Here is a 17,549-nt window from a genome sequence, read left to right on the forward strand (position 1 = left end):
GCAATTCCCAAGGGAAAAGCGCTAGCGCTTTTCCCCGGGAAAACCGCTCACACTTTTCCTGGAATTGCTCAAGTCGGATTGATCCAGCCGTTGGGCGGGCCGAAGTTGGCCATCGCGTCGGCCGGGCCCCAGGTCTTCGGCTCGTAGATGTGCGGCGGCGTGGTGTCGCCAAGCACCGGGCCGACGATGCGCCAGGCAAGCTCGCTGGCGTCCTGGCGGGTGAACAGCTGGCCATTGCCGCTCATGGCGTCGCCGATCAGCCGCTCATAGGGCGGCATGTCGTTCTTGGTGTCGTCGAGCGCGGTGAGCTCGACCTGCTCGCCGACCATGTCGTCGCCGGCCGCCTTGCGCTGCGCGCCGATCGAGATCGCCACCTGCGGGTCGATGCGGAAGCGCACGTAATTGGCGTCGCCGGGCTTGATCGGATCGAAGACGTCGAGCGGCGGCCGTTTCAGCCGCACGATCACTTCGGTGATATGCACCGGCATGTTCTTGCCGGCGCGGATGAAGAACGGCACATCCTGCCAGCGCCACGTGTCGACCATGAAGCGCACCGCGGCAAAGGTCTCGACCGGCGAGTTCGGCTTCACGCCGGGCTCAGCGAGATAGCCGGTGAACTGGCCGCGCACGACGTCGTCCTTGGTCAGGGTGCGGATGGCGCGCAGCACCTGGACCTTCTCGTCGATCAGATCGTCGGCGGAGCGGCCAACCGGCGGCTCCATGGCGAGCAGAAGCAGGATGTTGAGCAGATGGTTCTCGATCACGTCGCGGATCGCGCCGACATCGTCGTAGAATTTGCCGCGGCCATCGATGCCGAAATCCTCGGCCATGGTGATCTGCACGCTTTCGACGAAGTTGCGGTTCCAGATCGGCTCGAGGAAGGAATTGGCGAAGCGGAAATAGAGCAGGTTCTGGATCGCTTCCTTGCCGAGATAGTGGTCGATGCGAAAAATAGACTGCTCGTCGAACACCAGATGCAGCACCCGGTTCAACCAGCGCGCCGATTGCAGATCGTGGCCGAACGGCTTTTCCACCATCAGCCGCGCGCCATGCGCGGTGCCCGACTGTTCCAGCCCCTGGACCACGGTTTCGAACATGGTCGGCGGCACTGCCATGTAGTGAAGCGGCCGCTGCGCCGAGCCGAGCGCCGTCTTCAGCTTCTCGAAGGTGGCGCCGTCGCGATAGTCGCCGCTGACATAGCGCAAAAGGCTCGCGAATTTGGCGAAGATCTTTTCATCGATCTTGCCGACGGCGTTGACGATGCCGTCGCGGGCCCGCGCCTGCAGCTGCTTGATGTCCCAGGCGTCGAAGGCGACGCCGATCACCGGCTCGGTCAGCGTCCCCTTGGCGACCATCTGGTAAAGGGCCGGGAATATCTTCTTGTGAGCGAGGTCGCCGGTGGCTCCGAAGAGCACCAGCGTGTCGGACCGTTCCGGGCTCATTTTGCGCGTCTCCCCTGCCGCTTTCACTTGCCGGCCTTCGGCTTTTCGACATGGCCGCCGAAGGCATAGCGCATGGCCGACAGCAGCTTGTCGGAGAATTCGGATTCGCCTTGCGAGGAGAAGCGGTCAAACAGCGCCGAGGACAGCACGGGCGCCGGCACGCCGGTGTCGATCGCCGCCTTCAGCGTCCAGCGGCCCTCGCCGGAATCCGAGACGCGGCCACCGAACTGGGCAAGTCCCGGGTCGCTCTTCAGCGCGCCGGCGGTCAGGTCGAGCAGCCAGGAACCGATGACGCTGCCGTGGCGCCAGACTTCGGCGACCTGCGGCAGGTCGATGTCGAACTGGTAGTATTTCGGGTTTTCCAGCGGGCTGGTCTCGGCATCGGCGGTGCGCGGCCTTTTGCCGGCATTGGCCGATTTCAGGATGTTCATGCCTTCGGCATAGGCGGCCATGACGCCATATTCGATGCCGTTGTGGATCATCTTGACGAAGTGACCGGCGCCGCTCGGTCCACAATGCAGATAGCCGAAGGGCGCGGTGCCCGCAGCCTTGTCCGGCGTGGCGCCGGCATCTGCGCCGGGCGCCAGCGTGGCGAAGATCGGGTCGAGATGTTTGACCGCCACGTCGGGGCCGCCGATCATCAGGCAATAACCGCGCTCCAGGCCCCAGACGCCGCCGCTGGTGCCGACATCGACATAGTGCAGGCCCTTGGGCGCGAGTTCAGCGGCTTGGTCGACGGCGTCGCGATAGTAGGAATTGCCGCCGTCGATGATGATGTCGCCGGGTTCCATCAGCGCTGCCACCTGGTCGGCGATCTTGCCGGTGATCGCCGCCGGCAGCATCAGCCAGGCGCTGCGCGGCTTGGACAGCTTGCCGACGAACTCCTCCATCGAGGCGGCACCGATGGCGCCGTCCGCGACAAGGCCGGCAACGCTTGCCGGGTTGATGTCGTAGACGACGCATTCATGGCCGTCGCGCATGAGGCGGCGCACCATGTTGGCGCCCATCCTGCCCAGTCCCATCATTCCGATCTGCATGGTGTTGTCCTAGTCGCTGGAGGAAACGAAAACTACGTGATCTTTTGTGAGCATGATCTTTTCCGAAAACCGGTTCCCACTTTTCGGGATCATGCTTGTGGTTCTTCGACGTCCACGGTGAAGTCGACATTCTCCCAACGGTCGCCGTCGGGCCAGAAAAAAGTGAAGACGATGGTGTTACCTGGCGGAATATCGGCCACAGGCAAGTCCGCCAGATGAACGCCGAGGGCGTTTTCGGCGGTGTGGATTTCATGGGCGGTCTGCCAATGATCGCCGCTCCAGCGGATGAGCGCCGGCTGCAGCAATTCCACGCGCAGAGTCTTGCCGGCATCCATGGTGCGTAGCTTGTTGTTGAAGCGCCATATCCTGAGCGTCGAACCGGTCTTGCCCTCTATGTAGCGTTTGACGCCCTGCGGCGGCATGTCGAAAACGGCGCCGTCGCGCAGCGAACGCAGCAGCTTGGTGTGTTCCGAATGCGCCCAGACCAGCGGCATGGCGCTGCCCGACGGTTTGCCCAGCCACAATTCGCGCTCCGGTAGGTCGGCGCCGTCCCAGACCTGTTCCGGCAGCAGGCCGCCAACCCCGGCGGAGGCTTCGAACGTTTTCAGCAGGCTTGCCGCCTTGTCCTTGCGTCCGAAGGCCAGCTCGTAGTGGGCGCGTTCGCCGGCGAGCAATGGCCAGGGACGGCCCTGGCCGGTGCCATCGAAGGGTGCGCCGTCGGCATGTTCGCCATAGCCGTCGTCGGTGTAGCGATACCAGAGAGGCCCTTGCGGCAGGTCGCAGCGCAACTGCGCGTCGATGATCGTCACTGTGTCGACGATGCGCGGATCGTCCGCGGCCCTGAGGCCGAAGCGGACCAGCGCCAGCGCGTCCGGGCTGACTATCGCCTCGGCCGGCTTGTCGGTATCGCCCGGCGGCCGGTTCTTGATCGGCACGAAACCGTCCTTCGGTGAAGCCGCGCCGGCATCGTCGGCCGGCGCGATGCGGACATAATAGCCGTCGACGCCGGCTTGCCGACACTCCGGCGTGCCGCTGACATAGGTCCAGTGTTCGATCTGGTCGTTCCAGCAGTCAGCAATCTCACGCAGATAATTAGCTGGCTCTAGTTTTCCTGAAACCTCGAACAGGTCGGCGGCGCCAAGCAGTGCCGAAATCTCGACGGCAAGCGTGAAGGGGCTGTATCCCGCGTCCTCTTCCCAGCGATCCTGACCGGTGACGGGGCCGTTGCGCACGACATAGGACGCCGCCTTCTCGATCATCGGCATGAAGGCGGCGAGTTTGGCATGGGGCAGATGGCCGGCACGGTGCAGCGCATCGGCAAGCAGCAGCGGGAAGGCGCATTCGTCCATCTGGATGCCCGGCCAATAAGGCGAGCCGTCGAGCCACACATTCTGCGGCCAATGGCCATCCGGCTGCTGGATGGAACGGAGATAGGTGAGGATCTGCAGCGCCTGGCCCGGATCGCCGGCGGCGAGAAAACCGCCCGCGGTTTCAACCAGGTCGCGCGGCCAGACCAGATGATAGCCGCCGAGGTCGTCATCGCCCTTGCTGAAGCCCCAGGGGATCGACAGGCTGGCGACGGCAGCACCGGGCCTGGCCAGCGAAAGGTGCGTCGCCAGCACCGCGGTGCTGACGCGGTAGGTGTTGAGGCCGGAAGCATCATGGCGGTCGAGCGGCAGCAGGCCGACCTGCCATTTCCGCCATTTCGCAACATAGGTCTTTGCCGCAGGCGCAAAACCGCGCTTCAGACTGGCGGCAGCATGTTCGGCGGCTTCGTCCGGCGTCGAACCGAAGCCGAGCGCCAGCAAGGCCTTGTTGATGCCTGCCGAGAAACCGATCTCGCCGGTCAGCGCGACATTGCCGTCCTCGGCGCGTTGGCATGTCGCATCGAGGCGGCCGTCGCGACTGAGTTGCTGCCAGCCGTCGGAAAATCCGGCATAGCCGGCGGAGCAGTCGCCCCAGGGCAGCGACGAGGCGAGCGCCAGGCAGGTGCCGCGCCCGGAGGCGAACAGCATCGGTTTGCCCTTGTGCTCGCCGACCCAGGCCGTGTTGCCCATGCCGGCATTTACCAGATGTGGCGCCAGAAGCGCGTAGACCCGGTAGTCAGCGGCATTGCCTTCGAGTGCCGTAAAACTGGTTTCCTGCAAAAGGGCCGGGCGCGCCGGATCGGCCAGGATGCGCTTTTCGATCCGGTAGCGGGCAGTGGTGTTGACCAGCCGGTAGGCGGGCACGCCGTCCTCGAACGGTTCGATGACATGCGTGGCGTCGCGCTTCTCCTCGGAGAACCAGCCGCCGGGGCCAGTGACCAGCAGCCCCATGTCACGTGTGCAGGCGCTGTCGAGGCCGGGATAATAGACTTCGTTGACGATGCCGTGGCTGAGCGTGAACCAGACACGGCTCGCCGGCGACAGCGCTGCGCCAACGCCGCTCTTGGCGCTCGACGTCCAGCGCGCAGGAATTCCGGGTGCGCCTTCGGGAAAGGTCGGCGGCGTCGCTGCCATGCATGGTCTCCTGGACCCTTCCCTAGACCAGCACAGGAAGGCTTTTCAATCATTGCACCTGAAGTTGATCGCCAAAGCGTGACCGATCGCAGTTGACAAGCGGGCGCATCTGCATTTGTCTGACAATAGATAAAAAACAGGCAGCCAACGCCAAAACCATCAGCAACAGTCGGCGGGGCCGACAATCCACGGGAGGATTATGACATGAAGAAACTGCTCGTTCTGAGCGCGCTTGCGGCAATGCTCGCCTCGGGCACGGCGCTTGCCGACACCAGCGGCAAGAAGATCGCCTTCTCCAACAATTACGCTGGCAATTCCTGGCGCCAGGCGATGCTCGACAGCTACGGCATCGTCACCAAGAAGGCGGTCGAGGACAAGGTCGTCGGCGCCGCAGACATCTTCACCACCGCCGACAAGGAAGTGCCGACCCAGGCAGCCCAGGTGCAGAACCTGATCCTGCAGGGCTATGACGCCATCGTTATCAACGCGGCGTCGCCGGATGCGCTGAACGGCGCCATCAAGCAGGCCTGCGATGCCGGCATCGTCGTCGTCTCCTTCGACGGCACCGTGACCGAACCCTGCGCCTATCGCGTCGTCGTCGACTTCAAGGACATGGGCAAGCAGGAAGTGGAACAGATGGCCAAGTTCCAGCCCAAGGGCGGCAATCTGCTGGAAATTCGCGGCCTGGCCGGCACCTCGATCGACGATGCCATCCATGCCGGCATCCTCGAAGGCGTTGCCGCGCATCCGGAGTTCAAGATCGTCGGCTCGGTGACCGGCGATTGGGACCAGACGACGGCGCAGAAGGCGGTCGCGACCATCCTGCCGTCGCTGCCCGACATCGTCGGCATCGTCGACCAGGGCGGTGACGGCTATGGCGCCGCCCAAGCCTTCGCCGCCGCCGGCAAGCCGCGCCCGACCATCATCATGGGCAACCGCCAGGACGAGTTGAAATGGTGGAAAGAGCAGAAGGAAAAGGACGGCTACCAGACCTGGTCGGCGTCGATCGCGCCGGGCGTCTCGTCGCTGGCCTTCTGGGTGGCGCAGCAGGTGCTCGATGGCCGCACCGACATCCCGCACGACCTGCTGGTGCCTTATCTCGCCTTCACCCAGGACGATTTCGAGGCAGCCCTGCCGAAGATCAAGGAAGGCGGCGTCGCCACTCACGAATACACGCAGGAAGACGCTCTCGCGGCGATCAAAGCCAACATCAAGTGATGGTTTGCATTCATTGCCAGAGGCATGACCGACCGGATATCGTTGAGCATGCCTGAGGCAGATATCGACATCATCAGACTGAGCGGCGCCGAAAAACATTTCGGCGCCGTTCGCGCCCTTAACGGGGTCGACTTTCATGTTGGCGCCGGCGAATGCGTCGGGCTGGTCGGCCATAACGGCGCCGGCAAGTCGACGCTGATGCATATGGTGGCCGGCACGCTGCGGCCGGATGGCGGCGAGATCGCGGTGCGCGGCAATGCGGAAATCGACTACTCGGTGGCGCGCGCGCTAAAACTCGGCATACGCTGCGTGTTCCAGGAACTGTCGCTGTGCCCGAACCTCAGCATCGCCGAGAATACGCGCATCAATCATCCAGCGCTGACCGGCTTCGGCTGGCGGCGCAAGGCGGCCGCGCTTATCGCCGCCAAGCTCGACGAAATTTTCCCGGATCACGGCATCTCGGCGGATGACATTGCCGGTGACCTGTCGATCGGCCGCAGGCAGATGGTCGAGGTGGCGCGCGCCTTTACAGTGACGCGCGACCCGCTCGATCTGGTCATTCTCGACGAGCCGACCTCTTCGCTCGACGCACACACGGCCGGCCAGTTGCTGGCCTTCGTGCGCCGCTTCGTCGCCGGCGGTGGCAGCTGCATCCTGATCTCGCATGTGCTGGGCGAGGTGCTGCAGAACGCCGACCGAATCGTGGTGATGCGCGACGGCAAAGTGGTCGCCACGGACGCGGCAAAGGCCTTCGACCGCGACCGGCTGGTGGCGACCATGGGCGGCGCCGAGGCACGCGAGAAGATCGCGGCCGAGATTGCAGCCGCAAGACCAGCGGACAGTCCCGTCAGTGTGCGGGCGCGGCCTGCCCGGCAAGAGGACGGCAAGGAGCTTGTTGCCCGCGCCGGCGAAATCATCGGCCTTGCCGGGCTTGCCGGCCATGGCCAGACGGATCTTCTGCTGGCGATCTTTGCCGCCGCGGCGCGCCGAAGGCCGGGCATCGACGTGACCGCGCCGGTGGCGCTGGTGGCGGGCGACCGCCAGTCGGACGGAATCTTTGCGCAATGGTCGATCTCTGAAAACATCGGCATCCGCTCGCTGGCACGTTTGCGCAAAGGGCTTCTGATTTCGCCGCAGCGCGAGGCCGAACTTGCCGAATTCTGGAAGCAGAAGATCGGCATCCGCACGCCTGACATGGCCAACAACATTTTTTCGCTGTCGGGCGGCAACCAGCAGAAAGCGCTGTTTGCCCGTGCGCTCGGCTCGGATGCCGAGATCGTGCTGATGGATGACCCGATGCGCGGCGTCGATATCGGCACCAAGCTCGAAGTCTACGACCTCGTGCGCGAGGAAGCGGCCAAGGGCCGGACCTTCCTCTGGTACACGACCGAGACCGAAGAACTCGACAATTGCGACCACATCCATGTCTTCAAGAACGGCCGCATCGTCGCCAATCTCACGCGTGGCGAGTTGACGGAGGAAAAGATCATCCAGTCCTCATTCGGCGATGCGGCCTGAGATGACGGCAATCGCTCCCGGCCCAACTTCCTCGCCGCGCGGCAGTGCCGCCCGCGCCCGCATGCTGCGCAGCCTGTTGCCGGCGCTGTCGCTGGCTTTGGTGCTGCTCGCCATCGCCTGGCTCAACCCGCGCGCCATCAGCTATTTTGGCTTCAGCCTGATGCTCAACCTGGCGATCCCGATCGCATTGGCGACGATCGCGCAGATGTTCGTCATCGCGGGCAATGAACTCGATTTGTCGATCGGGACCTTTGTCGGCTTTGTCGGCTGCGTCACAGCGACATGGCTGAAGGATGCGCCGCTGGTCGGCGTGATTATCCTCATCGGCGCCATCGGCGTCTACGCGCTGCTCGGCGCGCTGATCCATCTGCGCAACCTGCCGTCGATCGTGGTGACGCTGGGCATGAGCTTCGTCTGGCAGGGGCTGGCCATCCTGGTGCTGCCCAAGCCCGGCGGCAAGGCGCCGGACTGGCTGCTGGGGCTGATGGCGTTCAAGCCGCCCTTCATTCCATTCCCGATCATCGCCGCGCTGGTGATCGCGGCGGTGGTGCATTTTGGGCTGATGCGCACCTCCTATGGCGTCATCCTGCGCGGCTCGGGCGGCAATCCGGCGGCGCTGCGGCGCGCCGGCTGGTCGCTGCTGCGCACCAAGATCGTGCTGTTTGCGCTGACCGGACTGTTCGGTGTTTTGTCCGGCATGGCGCTGATCGGCATCACCACTTCGGCCGATGCCAATATCGGTAATGGCTATACGCTGCTGGCGATTGCCGGCGTCATTCTCGGCGGTGGTGAATTCGTCGGCGGCCGGGTGTCGCCCATCGGGGCCGTGCTCGGCGCGCTGACGCTGGCGCTTGCGGCGTCACCGCTGCTCACCTTCATGCATATCCCGCCGGACTGGCAGGTCGCCGCCAACGGCGCCATCCTGATCATCGTGCTGGCGGCCCGCGTCCTGATCAGCCGCAAGGAGCGATAGCGATGACCCTGTTGCGAACGCTCACCGCCAAACCCTGGATCTGGTCCTTCCTCGGCGCGCTATTGGTATGGCTGGCAACCATCGCCTTCACCGGCGGCTATGGCGCCGGCGGCATGGTCACGGCGGCCCTCTCGCTCGCCGTCTTCACCGTCATCGTCGGCGTCGGCCAGATGTTCGTCATCACGCTCGGACCCGGCAATGTCGACCTGTCGCTGCCCGCCAATATCGGGCTGGCCAGTGCTGTCGCCATGAAGGTGATGGATGGAAGCGATTCCATGATCGTGGTCGGGCTGTTGGCGGCGCTCGCCTGCGGTGCTGCCATCGGCGCGGTGAATTACCTGCTGATCTGGGCGCTGCGCATTCCGCCGATCATCGCGACGCTGTCTGCCAGCTTCATCATCCAGTCGATCGACATCAGCTACGGGCGCGGCCTGCAGATCAAGCCGCCGCCAGGCTTTGCCGATTTCGCCAACTGGCAGATTTTTGGCATTCCGGTGCTGGCGATCCTCACCGTGGTGTTCACCGTTGCTGCTGCCATCGCCTTGCAGCGCATGATCTATGGCCGCTCGGTGCTGGCGATCGGCCAGAACATCCGCGCCGCGTGGCTTGCCGGCGTCAATGTCGGCCGCACCCGCTTCCTCACCTACACTCTGTCGGGCGCGCTCGGCGGCATCGACGGCGCGCTGCTCGCCGGCTATTTCCGCGGCGCCAATGTCGACATCGGCAATGAGTATTTGCTCGCCTCGATCGCCGTCGTCGTCATCGGCGGCACCTCGGTTGCCGGCGGCAAGGCCAATGTTCCCGGCGTCTGGGGCGCGGCTTTGTTCCTGGTGCTGCTTCTGACCATGCTCAACACATTCGGCGTCAGCGCCGGCGTGCGCTTGTTGCTGACCGGGCTCATCATAGTCGGCGTCATCACGGTGGCTGGTGGCGAGAAGGTGTTGCGGTAAATCGCTTCCAAGTTTGGCAGTGTCTCAGTTTGAAATTTCACTGCGGCTTCGATCTGTCCGTTATTTCGCAGCCATCCCGTACCGGAAGCGTATGCCATCGGTTGCGAGCCTCTTTGATATCCCAGACAAAGTCGGCTCGGCAGTTGGAGTGGGCTCGTAGCGAAATCGAAGCACAATCGAAACCTTGGCTGGCGGGGTTTCTGGATATTTCTGGCGAAATCGATCGCTTGTTGCAATCTGCAAATAGGATTCCACCCTCGCCGATATGCTTTCGAGATGCGCAGCTATCGTCTTGTCATCTGTCCAAGGCAACGTATCAGTGATGACGAACCGCAGACCATTATTTCCCAAACGAACTTCCAAATCGTTCGAAAAGTCATCGCTGATAGCAAGGCTCTCGTTGTTCATCATCCTTCGATCGTTTTTTGTAAGGGCCACGCTTGCCCGACTTAGGCGCAACGGCGTCCATTTTCCCGCAAGGGTCTTCCATAGACCAGAGCGTCTTGGACATGCCAGAGACCATTGCTTCAAATTTCAGACTGAGACACTGCCATCAAATTTGACCATGTGGACAAAAGTCCGCACCCGTTCCATAGTTCCGCGTCTGATTTCAGAACAGCCGGCTCGACACGGCTGTCAAACAGAGGGGCACTAGATGGAAAACCGGAAAAACAAATCGCAATCGACCGGCCTGTCGCGGCGCGACGTGCTGGAACTCGGCGCGCTTGGCCTGGCTGCGGCGATGCTGCCGGGCGTGGCTTTCGCCAAGGACAAGAAGCTGAAAGTGGCGGCGATCTTCGCCACGCCGATCGAGGAGCCGTGGGACAACCAGATCCACGTCGCCTTGCAGAAGGCCGAGAAGGAACTCGGCATCGAATACAAATGGTCGGAAAAGGTGCAGACCGCCGACTTCAGCCGCGTCATGCGCGAATATGCGCAAGGCGGCTACCAACTGGTGCTGGGCGACGCTTTCGCCGCCGAGCGCGAATCGCGCCGTACGGCAAAACAGTTCCCGAAGACCGCCTGGCTGTTCGGCTCGGGCGCCGGACCGGCCGAACCCAATTTCGGCGTCTTCGACAACTGGATCCACGAGCCAGCCTATCTCTCCGGCATCATCGCCGGCAAGATGTCGAAGTCAGGCACGATCGGCGCCGTCGCGGCGATGGGCATTCCGGAAGTGAACCGGCTGGTCAACGCCTTTTTCGCCGGCGCCAAGGAGGTCAACCCCAACATCAAGAAGAAGGTTGCCTTCATCGGTTCCTTCTTCGATCCGCCCAAGGCCAAGGAAGCCGCCGTCGCCCAGATCGATGCCGGCGTCGACGTCATCTATGCCGAGCGCTTCGGCGTCATCGAAGCGGCGGTGGACAAGAAAATCCTTGCCATCTCCAACATGTCCGACCAGTCGAGCCTCGGCCCCGATACGGTGATCACCGGCCCGGTCTGGGACATGTATCCGACGGTCGAGCAGGCGATCAAGCTGGTCAAGGCCGGTGTCTTCACCGCGCAGGATTATGGCGATTTCTCGCGCATGGCCAAGGGCGGCTCGTTCCTGGCGCCCTACCACAAATTCGACAAGACCCTGCCGGCGGAGGTCAAGGATCTGGTCGAGAAGAAGAAGGCCGAGATTCTCGAAGGCAATTTCCGGGTGGATGTGGACGAGAACACGCCGGTTTCGGATTGAGGTTCGGTTGGAGGGTTGGTGCTTGTCGCACCCCCCTCTGCCCTGCCGGGCATCTCCCCCTCATGGGGGGAGATGGGCTGCTTTGACGCTGGCTAACATTGTTCGCGGTTTGAGATTGGCGAAAGCCGACGTGACGTCCAATCTCCCCCCATGAGGGGGAGATGGCCGGCAGGCCAGAGGGGGGTGTGACGGGCACGCCCTCACAATTCAGGAGCGCCCTTGTCCGCCCCACTCATCGAAATGCGCGGCATTACCAAGAGCTTCGGCGCCGTCAAGGCGAACGAAGCGGTCGACCTCAGCGTGGCGCCTGGTGAAATCCTCGGCCTGCTGGGCGAAAACGGCGCCGGCAAGACGACGCTGATGAATGTGCTGTTCGGCGCCTATGCGCCGGATGCCGGCGAGATACTCATCCAGGGCAAGCCGGTGCGGATCACCAGTTCGGCCGATGCGCTGGCTGCCGGCATCGGCATGGTGCACCAGCATTTTCACCTGGCGCCGCGGCTGACCGTGCTGGAGAATTTGCTGATCGGTATTGCGGGCAAATCCGGCCGCATCAATCGCGCCGGCGGGCTTGCCCGGTTGTCCGACATCAGCAAACAGCATGGGCTGACGCTCGACCCCGATCTGCCGGTGTCGGCTCTGTCGGTCGGCGAACAACAGCGGCTGGAAATCGTCAAGGCGCTGTTTCGTGGCGCCAAGCTCTTGATCCTCGACGAGCCGACGGCGGTGCTGGCGCCGAGCGAGGTCGACGGGCTGTTCTCGGCGCTACGCTCGATGGCGGCGCAAGGGCTGGGCATCATCTTCATTTCGCACAAGCTGAACGAGGTGAGGGCACTCACGCATCGCTGCACCGTGCTGCGGCACGGCCGCGTTGCCGGCCGGGTCGACGACCCCGCCAACACGACATCGGCTGCAATGGCTGAGCTGATGTGCGGCCACGAGATTGTGCCGCCGGCGAGGGGGCCGTCGACGCCGGGCGCGGCGGTGCTGACGCTCGACGCTATCTCCACCTCACGGCATTCGGGTACGCCGCTGCACGACATCTCGCTTGCTGTGCGCGCCGGTGAAATCCTCGGCATCGCCGGCGTCTCCGGCAATGGCCAGCGGGCACTGGCCGAAGTGATTTCCGGGGTGCTCGCGCCTGACGCCGGCGCGATGACAATAGCCGGCAGACCGGTGACGCGGTTCTCGCCGCGCGAGGTGCAGGCGCTCGGTCTCGGCCGCATTCCGGAAGACCGGATGACGACCGGGCTGGTTACCAATCTGCCGTTGGCCGATTCCATGGTGCTGCCGCGTATCGGCACGGCGGCGTTCAGCAGCAAGGGCCTGCTCAAGCCGGATGCGATCCGCGCCTTCGCCGAGGAACAGATCAAGGCTTATGACATACGCTGCCCCGGGCCGATGACCCGCGCCGGCGCGCTGTCCGGCGGCAATCTGCAGAAGGCGCTGCTGGCGCGCGAACTTGCGTTCGATCCGAAAGTGCTGATCGTCTCGCAGCCAACGCGCGGCCTCGATATCGGTGCCGCCCGTTTCATCCACGAAAAGTTTCTCGGTATGCGCGCCAAGGGCTGCGGCATCGTCGTCATCGGCGAGGATCTGGAGGAACTGCTGGTGCTCTGCGACCGCATCGCGGTGATGTATGAGGGCCGTATTGCCGGCACGCTCGACAGCGCCGATGCAACCATCGCGCGGCTGGGGCTGCTGATGACCGGGGCGGAGGGCCATAGCTGATGTTCCGCCTGGAAGCCCGCACCTCTACCCCCGCCTGGTTCAACCTGGCGCTCCCGCTCATCGCGATCGCAGCCACGCTCATTCTGTGCAGCGGCCTCATCGCTTTGGCCGGCGCCGGGGTGCTCGAAGCCTATGGCGTGATGCTGTCGGCCTCGTTCGGCGACAGCTACGCCATCACCGAAACACTGGTGCGCGCTGCACCGATGATCTTCACCGGGCTGGCAGTGGCCGTCGCCTTCCGGGCGAAGTTCTGGAACATCGGCGCCGAGGGGCAGTTGCTGGCCGGCGCGGTGGCCAGCTGTTTCGTCGGCGCCATCCCGATGCCGGGGGCGCTGGCGATCCTGTTGATGGCGATCGCGGGCGCCGCTGCTGGTGCGGCGGTGGCGCTGGTGCCGGCGACGCTGCGCGTAAAGTTCAAGGTCGATGACGTCGTCAGTTCGCTGCTGCTCAATTCGGTCATCTACTATGCGCTGATGGCGCTGATCGAAGGGCCGTGGAAGGATAGTTTCAGCGGCTATCCGATCTCGCCGCCGATCGAGGATTCGGCAAATTTTCCGGTGCTGCTCGAAGGCACGCGCCTGCATCTCGGCGTCATCGCGGCGCTGGTCGCCGCGCCTTTGATCTGGTTCCTGATCGTGCGCACCACGCTCGGCTTCCGCATCCGGGTCACCGGCGAAAGCCCTGAAGCCGCCCGTTATGGCGGCATCCATGTCGAGCGGGTGCTGATCTCAACCGCGCTGCTGTCCGGTGCGCTGGCCGGGCTCGCCGGTGTCGGCGAAGTCGGCGGCGTGCATTTCCAAGTGATGAGCGACATCTCGCCGGGCTATGGCTATTCCGGCATCGTCGTCGCCATGCTGGCGAGGCTCAATCCGCTCGGCGTGGTGCCGGCGGCGATCTTTCTGGCCGCCGTGATGACAGGGGCCGAGGCGATGTCGCGGGCGACCGGCGTGCCGGCCTTCCTCAGCGATGTCATCCAGGGAACGGCGCTGCTTGCCATGCTGGTGGCGCTGCTGTTCACGGCATATCGCGTCCGCCGCGTCGGAGCGGCCTCATGAGCGCAGTGTTCGAACAGATTTTTCAGGTCGGCTTTTTGGCCGCCATCATCCGGATCGCCACGCCGCTCGCCTTTGCCACGCTCGGCGAGATGTTCTCCGAGCGCGCCGGCGTGCTCAATCTCGGCACCGAAGGCATCATGCTTTTGTCGGCGATGACCGGCTTCACCGCCGCCAGCCTCAGCGGCAGCCTGTGGCTTGGCGTGCTGGCGGCAGTGCTGACCGGCATGCTGATGGGCGCGCTGCATGCGCTGTTCACAGTGGCACTGGGCTTGAGCCAGCATGTCTGCGGCATCGGCGTCACGCTGTTCTCGTCGGGCCTGGCCTATTTCCTCTACCGGCTGATCTTCGGCCAGCAATCGGTGCCGCCCAGCATCAAGGGGTTTCAGACCTTGCCGATCCCGCTGCTCTCCGACATTCCGGTGCTCGGGCCGGCAGTGTTCAACCAGTTCACGCTGGTCTACATGGCGATCATCGCCATCCCACTCGCCGCCTTCGTACTCTACCGCACGCCCTGGGGCCTGTCGGTGCGGATGGTCGGCGAGAACCCGCGCGCGGCCGATTCCGCCGGCGTCAGCGTCATTGCCACGCGTTTTCAGGCCGTCATCCTCGGCGGCGCGCTGATGGGGCTCGCCGGCGCCTTCCTCACGATGGCGCAGTTCAACGCCTTCACCTTCGGCGTCGTCTCCGGGCGCGGCTGGGTAGCGATCGCGCTGGTCGTGTTCGGCCGTTGGGATCCGTGGCGCTCTGCGGGCGCTGCGCTGCTGTTCGCTTTCGTCGATGCCTTGCAATTGCGCATGCAGGCTAGCGGGCTCGGGCATATCCCCTACGAGGCGTTCCTGATGCTGCCCTTCATCTTCACCATCGTGGCGATGGCGGCGATGTCGCGCAATGCGGTGGCGCCGTCCGCGCTGTTGAAGCCGTTTCGACGGGAAGAACGGTAGACGAGCAGGACTTGGCGCCGTTCCTCTCCCCCGTCGATCGGGGGAGAGGTGTCGAGCGCAGCTCGACGGAGTGGGGGTCGACCCTCAGCGCGACATAGAGAGATTCTTGTGCATCCGTTGGCGACGGTTGCCAGGTGGTTCCCCCACTCCATCGCTGCTTCGCAGCGCCACCTCTCCCCCCTCCGGAGGGAGAGGAAGGGCGCCAAGTCTGGAATACTCACATCGCCGTAAAGCCGTTGTCCACGAACAGATGCGTGCCGTTGACGAAGCTGGACTCGTCGCTAGCCAGATACAGGGCGGCCTTGGCCACTTCCTCCGGCTCGCCGATGCGGCCTTGCTGCGCGGCCAACGCGGCATCCGAAACGTCGACGCCGAGCTTGCCGAGATCGGCCACCTCGTGCAGGCCGTGCGGTGTCCTGATAAAGCCGGGGCAGACGGCGTTGCAGCGGATGTTGCGGTCGCGGAACTCGACCGCAATGGCGCGCGCAAACATGTGGCAGGCACCCTTGGTGGTGTCGTAGAGCACCTCCATCGGTGTCGCCGCCACCGCCGAGATCGACGAGGTGCAGACGATCGAGCCACCACCGGCGGCAATCATGCCGGGCAGCACGGCGCGGGTCATCAGGAACATCGAGCGGACATTGACGGCATGCAGCCAGTCCCATTCCTGCACCGTCGTTTCCAGGAACGGCTTTATGACGATGGTGCCGGCATGGTTGAACAGCACGGTCGCGGGGCCAAGCTTGGCTGTTGCAGCTTTCACCGCCGCCTCGACCTGTGCCTCGTCCGACACATCGGCGACGAAGTGTTCGGCCACGTGCCCGCGCGCCCGGATTCCTGCTGCGGTTTTCGCCGCCTCTTCGCTATTGCGGTCGATGATCGCCACATGAGCGCCTTCGGCGGCGAACAATTCCGACGCCGCTCCGCCCATGCCCGTCGCGCCGCCCGAGATGATGGCGACCTTGCCGGCCAGTCTTGAACCCATGTCCTGTGCTCCCCGTACCCGATTGAATCGTCCGCTTTTACGCGGGAATGGCGATGCTATCCCCGTTGTGAAGGCTGGCCAAGCTGGCTGGTCGCCTGCCTCGAATCGTGGCCTCCCAGCAATCTCAGACCAATTCACATCGAAGATTGAGAAAATTGTTCTGCGTATTGCCAAAAAATAGCAATCGACAAAGTCTACTGATTTTATAGATTAACCGGCGAGACGGAGGTCGATATGTCCTATATCCAGAACGCCGAGACGGATCGCAGCAGCCAGAGGCTGGCCAATGCCCAGGCTTTCCGCCCGGCCTATGCAGGCGCCTTCGCCTATCTCGTCTTTGCCCTTGCGTTTGCGTTCACCGGGGCAGTCGTGCTCGGCCTGATCCCCTGATCCGTTCAGGCCGAAAGGGTGGCGACCTACCGCCTTCAGGTAACCGGAGTTGATGAACCGAACGCGGACGCGCTCTGGCGTGGTGCGCTTTGTTTTATGCATGTCGTTGCCCCCAAAACCGGGGCCTTTTTGGGCGACATGCATCCAACGTGATGGAGGAGATGGCAATGCCGATCGAGTTCACGCATGTTCCCGGTAAAACGCAGGCCGCCGACGCCGGTTCGGCCGTTCCTTTCTTCTACGATTTCGTCGAGACGGCGACAAAGCTGTCGCTGATCGAGGAGTCCGGCTTCCAGAAGATCGTCGTCGACGATCAAGCCGGGCTGTTGACCAATATGGACATTGCCGCCCAGGCGCTCGACCGCACCTCGTCGCTGGAAGTGGTGCTGACGCATTGGGCCGGCGTGATCGCGCCTGCGGTTGCTGCGCGGCAACTGGCGGCGCTCGACGCCAGGAGCGGGGGCCGGCTGTCGCTGAGGATGCTGAGCGAACCGCTGGCTGATGACGATGCCGAGACGCGTCCGGTTGGCCACACGGTGGTCTGGCAGCGCATTGACGAATATCTGGTGTTGCTGAAGCGGCTGTGGTCGAACGACAGGCCCTTCGACCATGAAGGCGCCTTCTACAGCATCAAGGGTGGCTACGTGCCGCGCAAGGGGCCGCATGGCGCCGATATCACCATCCGCATGGGTGGCCAGTCCGGCACCGCGCTCCGGGTCGCCGGACGGCATGCCGACGTCTTTGAGCTGGCGTCCGGATCGCTCGACGAGATCCGCCAGCTGATGGAACGGGCGCGCAGCGCCGCTGCCGAACATGGCCGTGCCGGCAAGCTGCGTTTTGCGCTTCCGCTTCGGATTCGTTCGGAAGGCGGTGCATCCGTCGCCGGCCACAAGGCCGTCGAGCTTTCCGGACCGCCGGCGCAGATCGCTTTGTCGCTACTGCCCTATGCGGCGCTCGGCATCAGCGAGTTCATGATCGTCGGCGTCGACAGGCCGCGGGAGATCGCCAGCATCGCCCGCGAGACGATCGCGCTCACGCGCAACTCGCTGGCGCGCCGTGAGGCCGAAGTGCCGCAGCCCGGCGCGTTTGCGTCGCGAGCAGGGTCGGACATACACGCAGGGTAGTTA

15 protein-coding genes are annotated in these 17,549 nt (G+C 64.0%); 10 read left to right on the forward strand and 5 right to left on the reverse strand.

Annotation, left to right across the window (positions count from 1 at the left end):
* Window positions 1-68 precede the first annotated feature (68 nt).
* From zwf to AC1DZ8_RS06050, 3 genes are all read right to left on the reverse strand, one after another.
* On the reverse strand, window positions 69-1,442 hold the full coding sequence (gene zwf / locus AC1DZ8_RS06040) for a glucose-6-phosphate dehydrogenase (protein ID WP_477307987.1): 1,374 nt from the start codon (window positions 1,440-1,442) through the stop codon (window positions 69-71).
* A gap of 23 nt (window positions 1,443-1,465) precedes the next feature.
* On the reverse strand, window positions 1,466-2,479 hold the full coding sequence (gene gnd / locus AC1DZ8_RS06045; protein WP_477307989.1) for a phosphogluconate dehydrogenase (NAD(+)-dependent, decarboxylating): 1,014 nt from the start codon (window positions 2,477-2,479) through the stop codon (window positions 1,466-1,468).
* An 89-nt stretch (window positions 2,480-2,568) separates the two neighbouring features.
* Window positions 2,569-4,980, reverse strand: coding sequence for a glucan 1,4-alpha-glucosidase (locus tag AC1DZ8_RS06050; RefSeq protein ID WP_477400500.1), 2,412 nt, complete (start codon window positions 4,978-4,980; stop codon window positions 2,569-2,571).
* A 204-nt stretch (window positions 4,981-5,184) separates the two neighbouring features.
* Between AC1DZ8_RS06050 and AC1DZ8_RS06055 the strand changes: the two genes are divergently transcribed.
* From AC1DZ8_RS06055 to AC1DZ8_RS06070, 4 genes are read left to right on the forward strand one after another with little or no spacing between them, the layout of a single operon-like run.
* Window positions 5,185-6,198: a substrate-binding domain-containing protein gene (locus AC1DZ8_RS06055; protein ID WP_477307993.1), complete on the forward strand. Its 1,014-nt coding sequence runs from the start codon at window positions 5,185-5,187 to the stop codon at window positions 6,196-6,198.
* A 48-nt stretch (window positions 6,199-6,246) separates the two neighbouring features.
* Window positions 6,247-7,716: an ATP-binding cassette domain-containing protein gene (locus AC1DZ8_RS06060; protein WP_477307995.1), complete on the forward strand. Its 1,470-nt coding sequence runs from the start codon at window positions 6,247-6,249 to the stop codon at window positions 7,714-7,716.
* A gap of 1 nt (window position 7,717) precedes the next feature.
* Window positions 7,718-8,689 (forward strand): ABC transporter permease, encoded by a 972-nt coding sequence (locus AC1DZ8_RS06065; RefSeq protein ID WP_477307997.1) that lies wholly within the window; start codon window positions 7,718-7,720, stop codon window positions 8,687-8,689.
* Window positions 8,690-8,691: 2 nt separating this feature from the next.
* On the forward strand, window positions 8,692-9,639 hold the full coding sequence (locus AC1DZ8_RS06070; protein WP_477307999.1) for an ABC transporter permease: 948 nt from the start codon (window positions 8,692-8,694) through the stop codon (window positions 9,637-9,639).
* 60 nt (window positions 9,640-9,699) lie between these two features.
* Here the strand turns inward: AC1DZ8_RS06070 and AC1DZ8_RS06075 are convergent, their stop codons facing one another.
* Window positions 9,700-10,050 carry a DUF6572 domain-containing protein gene (locus tag AC1DZ8_RS06075; protein WP_477308001.1) on the reverse strand — a complete coding sequence of 117 codons (351 nt, stop codon included), beginning with the start codon at window positions 10,048-10,050 and terminating at the stop codon, window positions 9,700-9,702.
* A gap of 244 nt (window positions 10,051-10,294) precedes the next feature.
* Here AC1DZ8_RS06075 and AC1DZ8_RS06080 point away from each other — a divergent pair, with 244 nt between their 5' ends.
* From AC1DZ8_RS06080 to AC1DZ8_RS06095, 4 genes are all read left to right on the forward strand, one after another.
* Window positions 10,295-11,320, forward strand: a complete 1,026-nt coding sequence (locus AC1DZ8_RS06080) for a BMP family protein (protein ID WP_477308003.1) — start codon at window positions 10,295-10,297, stop codon at window positions 11,318-11,320.
* Between the two features lie 219 nt (window positions 11,321-11,539).
* The gene (locus AC1DZ8_RS06085) at window positions 11,540-13,051 is read left to right on the forward strand and encodes an ABC transporter ATP-binding protein (protein ID WP_477308005.1); all 1,512 of its coding nucleotides are present in this window, start codon (window positions 11,540-11,542) and stop codon (window positions 13,049-13,051) included.
* Window positions 13,051-14,106 carry an ABC transporter permease gene (locus tag AC1DZ8_RS06090; protein WP_477308007.1) on the forward strand — a complete coding sequence of 352 codons (1,056 nt, stop codon included), beginning with the start codon at window positions 13,051-13,053 and terminating at the stop codon, window positions 14,104-14,106. The genes AC1DZ8_RS06085 and AC1DZ8_RS06090 overlap by 1 nt, the downstream gene beginning before the upstream one ends.
* The gene (locus tag AC1DZ8_RS06095) at window positions 14,103-15,047 is read left to right on the forward strand and encodes an ABC transporter permease (RefSeq protein ID WP_477308009.1); all 945 of its coding nucleotides are present in this window, start codon (window positions 14,103-14,105) and stop codon (window positions 15,045-15,047) included. The genes AC1DZ8_RS06090 and AC1DZ8_RS06095 overlap by 4 nt, the downstream gene beginning before the upstream one ends.
* Before the next feature lie 217 nt (window positions 15,048-15,264).
* Here AC1DZ8_RS06095 and AC1DZ8_RS06100 read toward each other — a convergent pair whose 3' ends face one another.
* Complete coding sequence (locus AC1DZ8_RS06100; RefSeq protein WP_477308011.1) at window positions 15,265-16,032, reverse strand: SDR family NAD(P)-dependent oxidoreductase; 768 nt, start codon at window positions 16,030-16,032, stop codon at window positions 15,265-15,267.
* Window positions 16,033-16,266: 234 nt separating this feature from the next.
* Between AC1DZ8_RS06100 and AC1DZ8_RS06105 the strand changes: the two genes are divergently transcribed.
* Complete coding sequence (locus AC1DZ8_RS06105) at window positions 16,267-16,422, forward strand: hypothetical protein (RefSeq protein ID WP_112561314.1); 156 nt, start codon at window positions 16,267-16,269, stop codon at window positions 16,420-16,422.
* 167 nt (window positions 16,423-16,589) lie between these two features.
* Window positions 16,590-17,546 (forward strand): LLM class flavin-dependent oxidoreductase, encoded by a 957-nt coding sequence (locus AC1DZ8_RS06110; RefSeq protein ID WP_477308013.1) that lies wholly within the window; start codon window positions 16,590-16,592, stop codon window positions 17,544-17,546.
* Window positions 17,547-17,549: the final 3 nt, after the last annotated feature.

The organism is Mesorhizobium sp. P2_F7 (assembly GCF_056403695.1).

Excerpts from the sequence above, each read along its gene's own strand:
- zwf (WP_477307987.1), bottom strand. The coding sequence starts at position 1,442 with ATGAGCCCGGAACGGTCCGACACGCTGGTGCTCTTCGGAGCCACCGGC.
- gnd (WP_477307989.1), bottom strand. The coding sequence starts at position 2,479 with ATGCAGATCGGAATGATGGGACTGGGCAGGATGGGCGCCAACATGGTG.
- AC1DZ8_RS06050 (WP_477400500.1), bottom strand. The coding sequence starts at position 4,980 with ATGGCAGCGACGCCGCCGACCTTTCCCGAAGGCGCACCCGGAATTCCT.
- AC1DZ8_RS06055 (WP_477307993.1), top strand. The coding sequence starts at position 5,185 with ATGAAGAAACTGCTCGTTCTGAGCGCGCTTGCGGCAATGCTCGCCTCG.
- AC1DZ8_RS06060 (WP_477307995.1), top strand. The coding sequence starts at position 6,247 with ATGCCTGAGGCAGATATCGACATCATCAGACTGAGCGGCGCCGAAAAA.
- AC1DZ8_RS06065 (WP_477307997.1), top strand. The coding sequence starts at position 7,718 with ATGACGGCAATCGCTCCCGGCCCAACTTCCTCGCCGCGCGGCAGTGCC.
- AC1DZ8_RS06070 (WP_477307999.1), top strand. The coding sequence starts at position 8,692 with ATGACCCTGTTGCGAACGCTCACCGCCAAACCCTGGATCTGGTCCTTC.
- AC1DZ8_RS06075 (WP_477308001.1), bottom strand. The coding sequence starts at position 10,050 with ATGATGAACAACGAGAGCCTTGCTATCAGCGATGACTTTTCGAACGAT.
- AC1DZ8_RS06080 (WP_477308003.1), top strand. The coding sequence starts at position 10,295 with ATGGAAAACCGGAAAAACAAATCGCAATCGACCGGCCTGTCGCGGCGC.
- AC1DZ8_RS06090 (WP_477308007.1), top strand. The coding sequence starts at position 13,051 with ATGTTCCGCCTGGAAGCCCGCACCTCTACCCCCGCCTGGTTCAACCTG.
- AC1DZ8_RS06095 (WP_477308009.1), top strand. The coding sequence starts at position 14,103 with ATGAGCGCAGTGTTCGAACAGATTTTTCAGGTCGGCTTTTTGGCCGCC.
- AC1DZ8_RS06100 (WP_477308011.1), bottom strand. The coding sequence starts at position 16,032 with ATGGGTTCAAGACTGGCCGGCAAGGTCGCCATCATCTCGGGCGGCGCG.
- AC1DZ8_RS06105 (WP_112561314.1), top strand. The coding sequence starts at position 16,267 with ATGTCCTATATCCAGAACGCCGAGACGGATCGCAGCAGCCAGAGGCTG.
- AC1DZ8_RS06110 (WP_477308013.1), top strand. The coding sequence starts at position 16,590 with ATGCCGATCGAGTTCACGCATGTTCCCGGTAAAACGCAGGCCGCCGAC.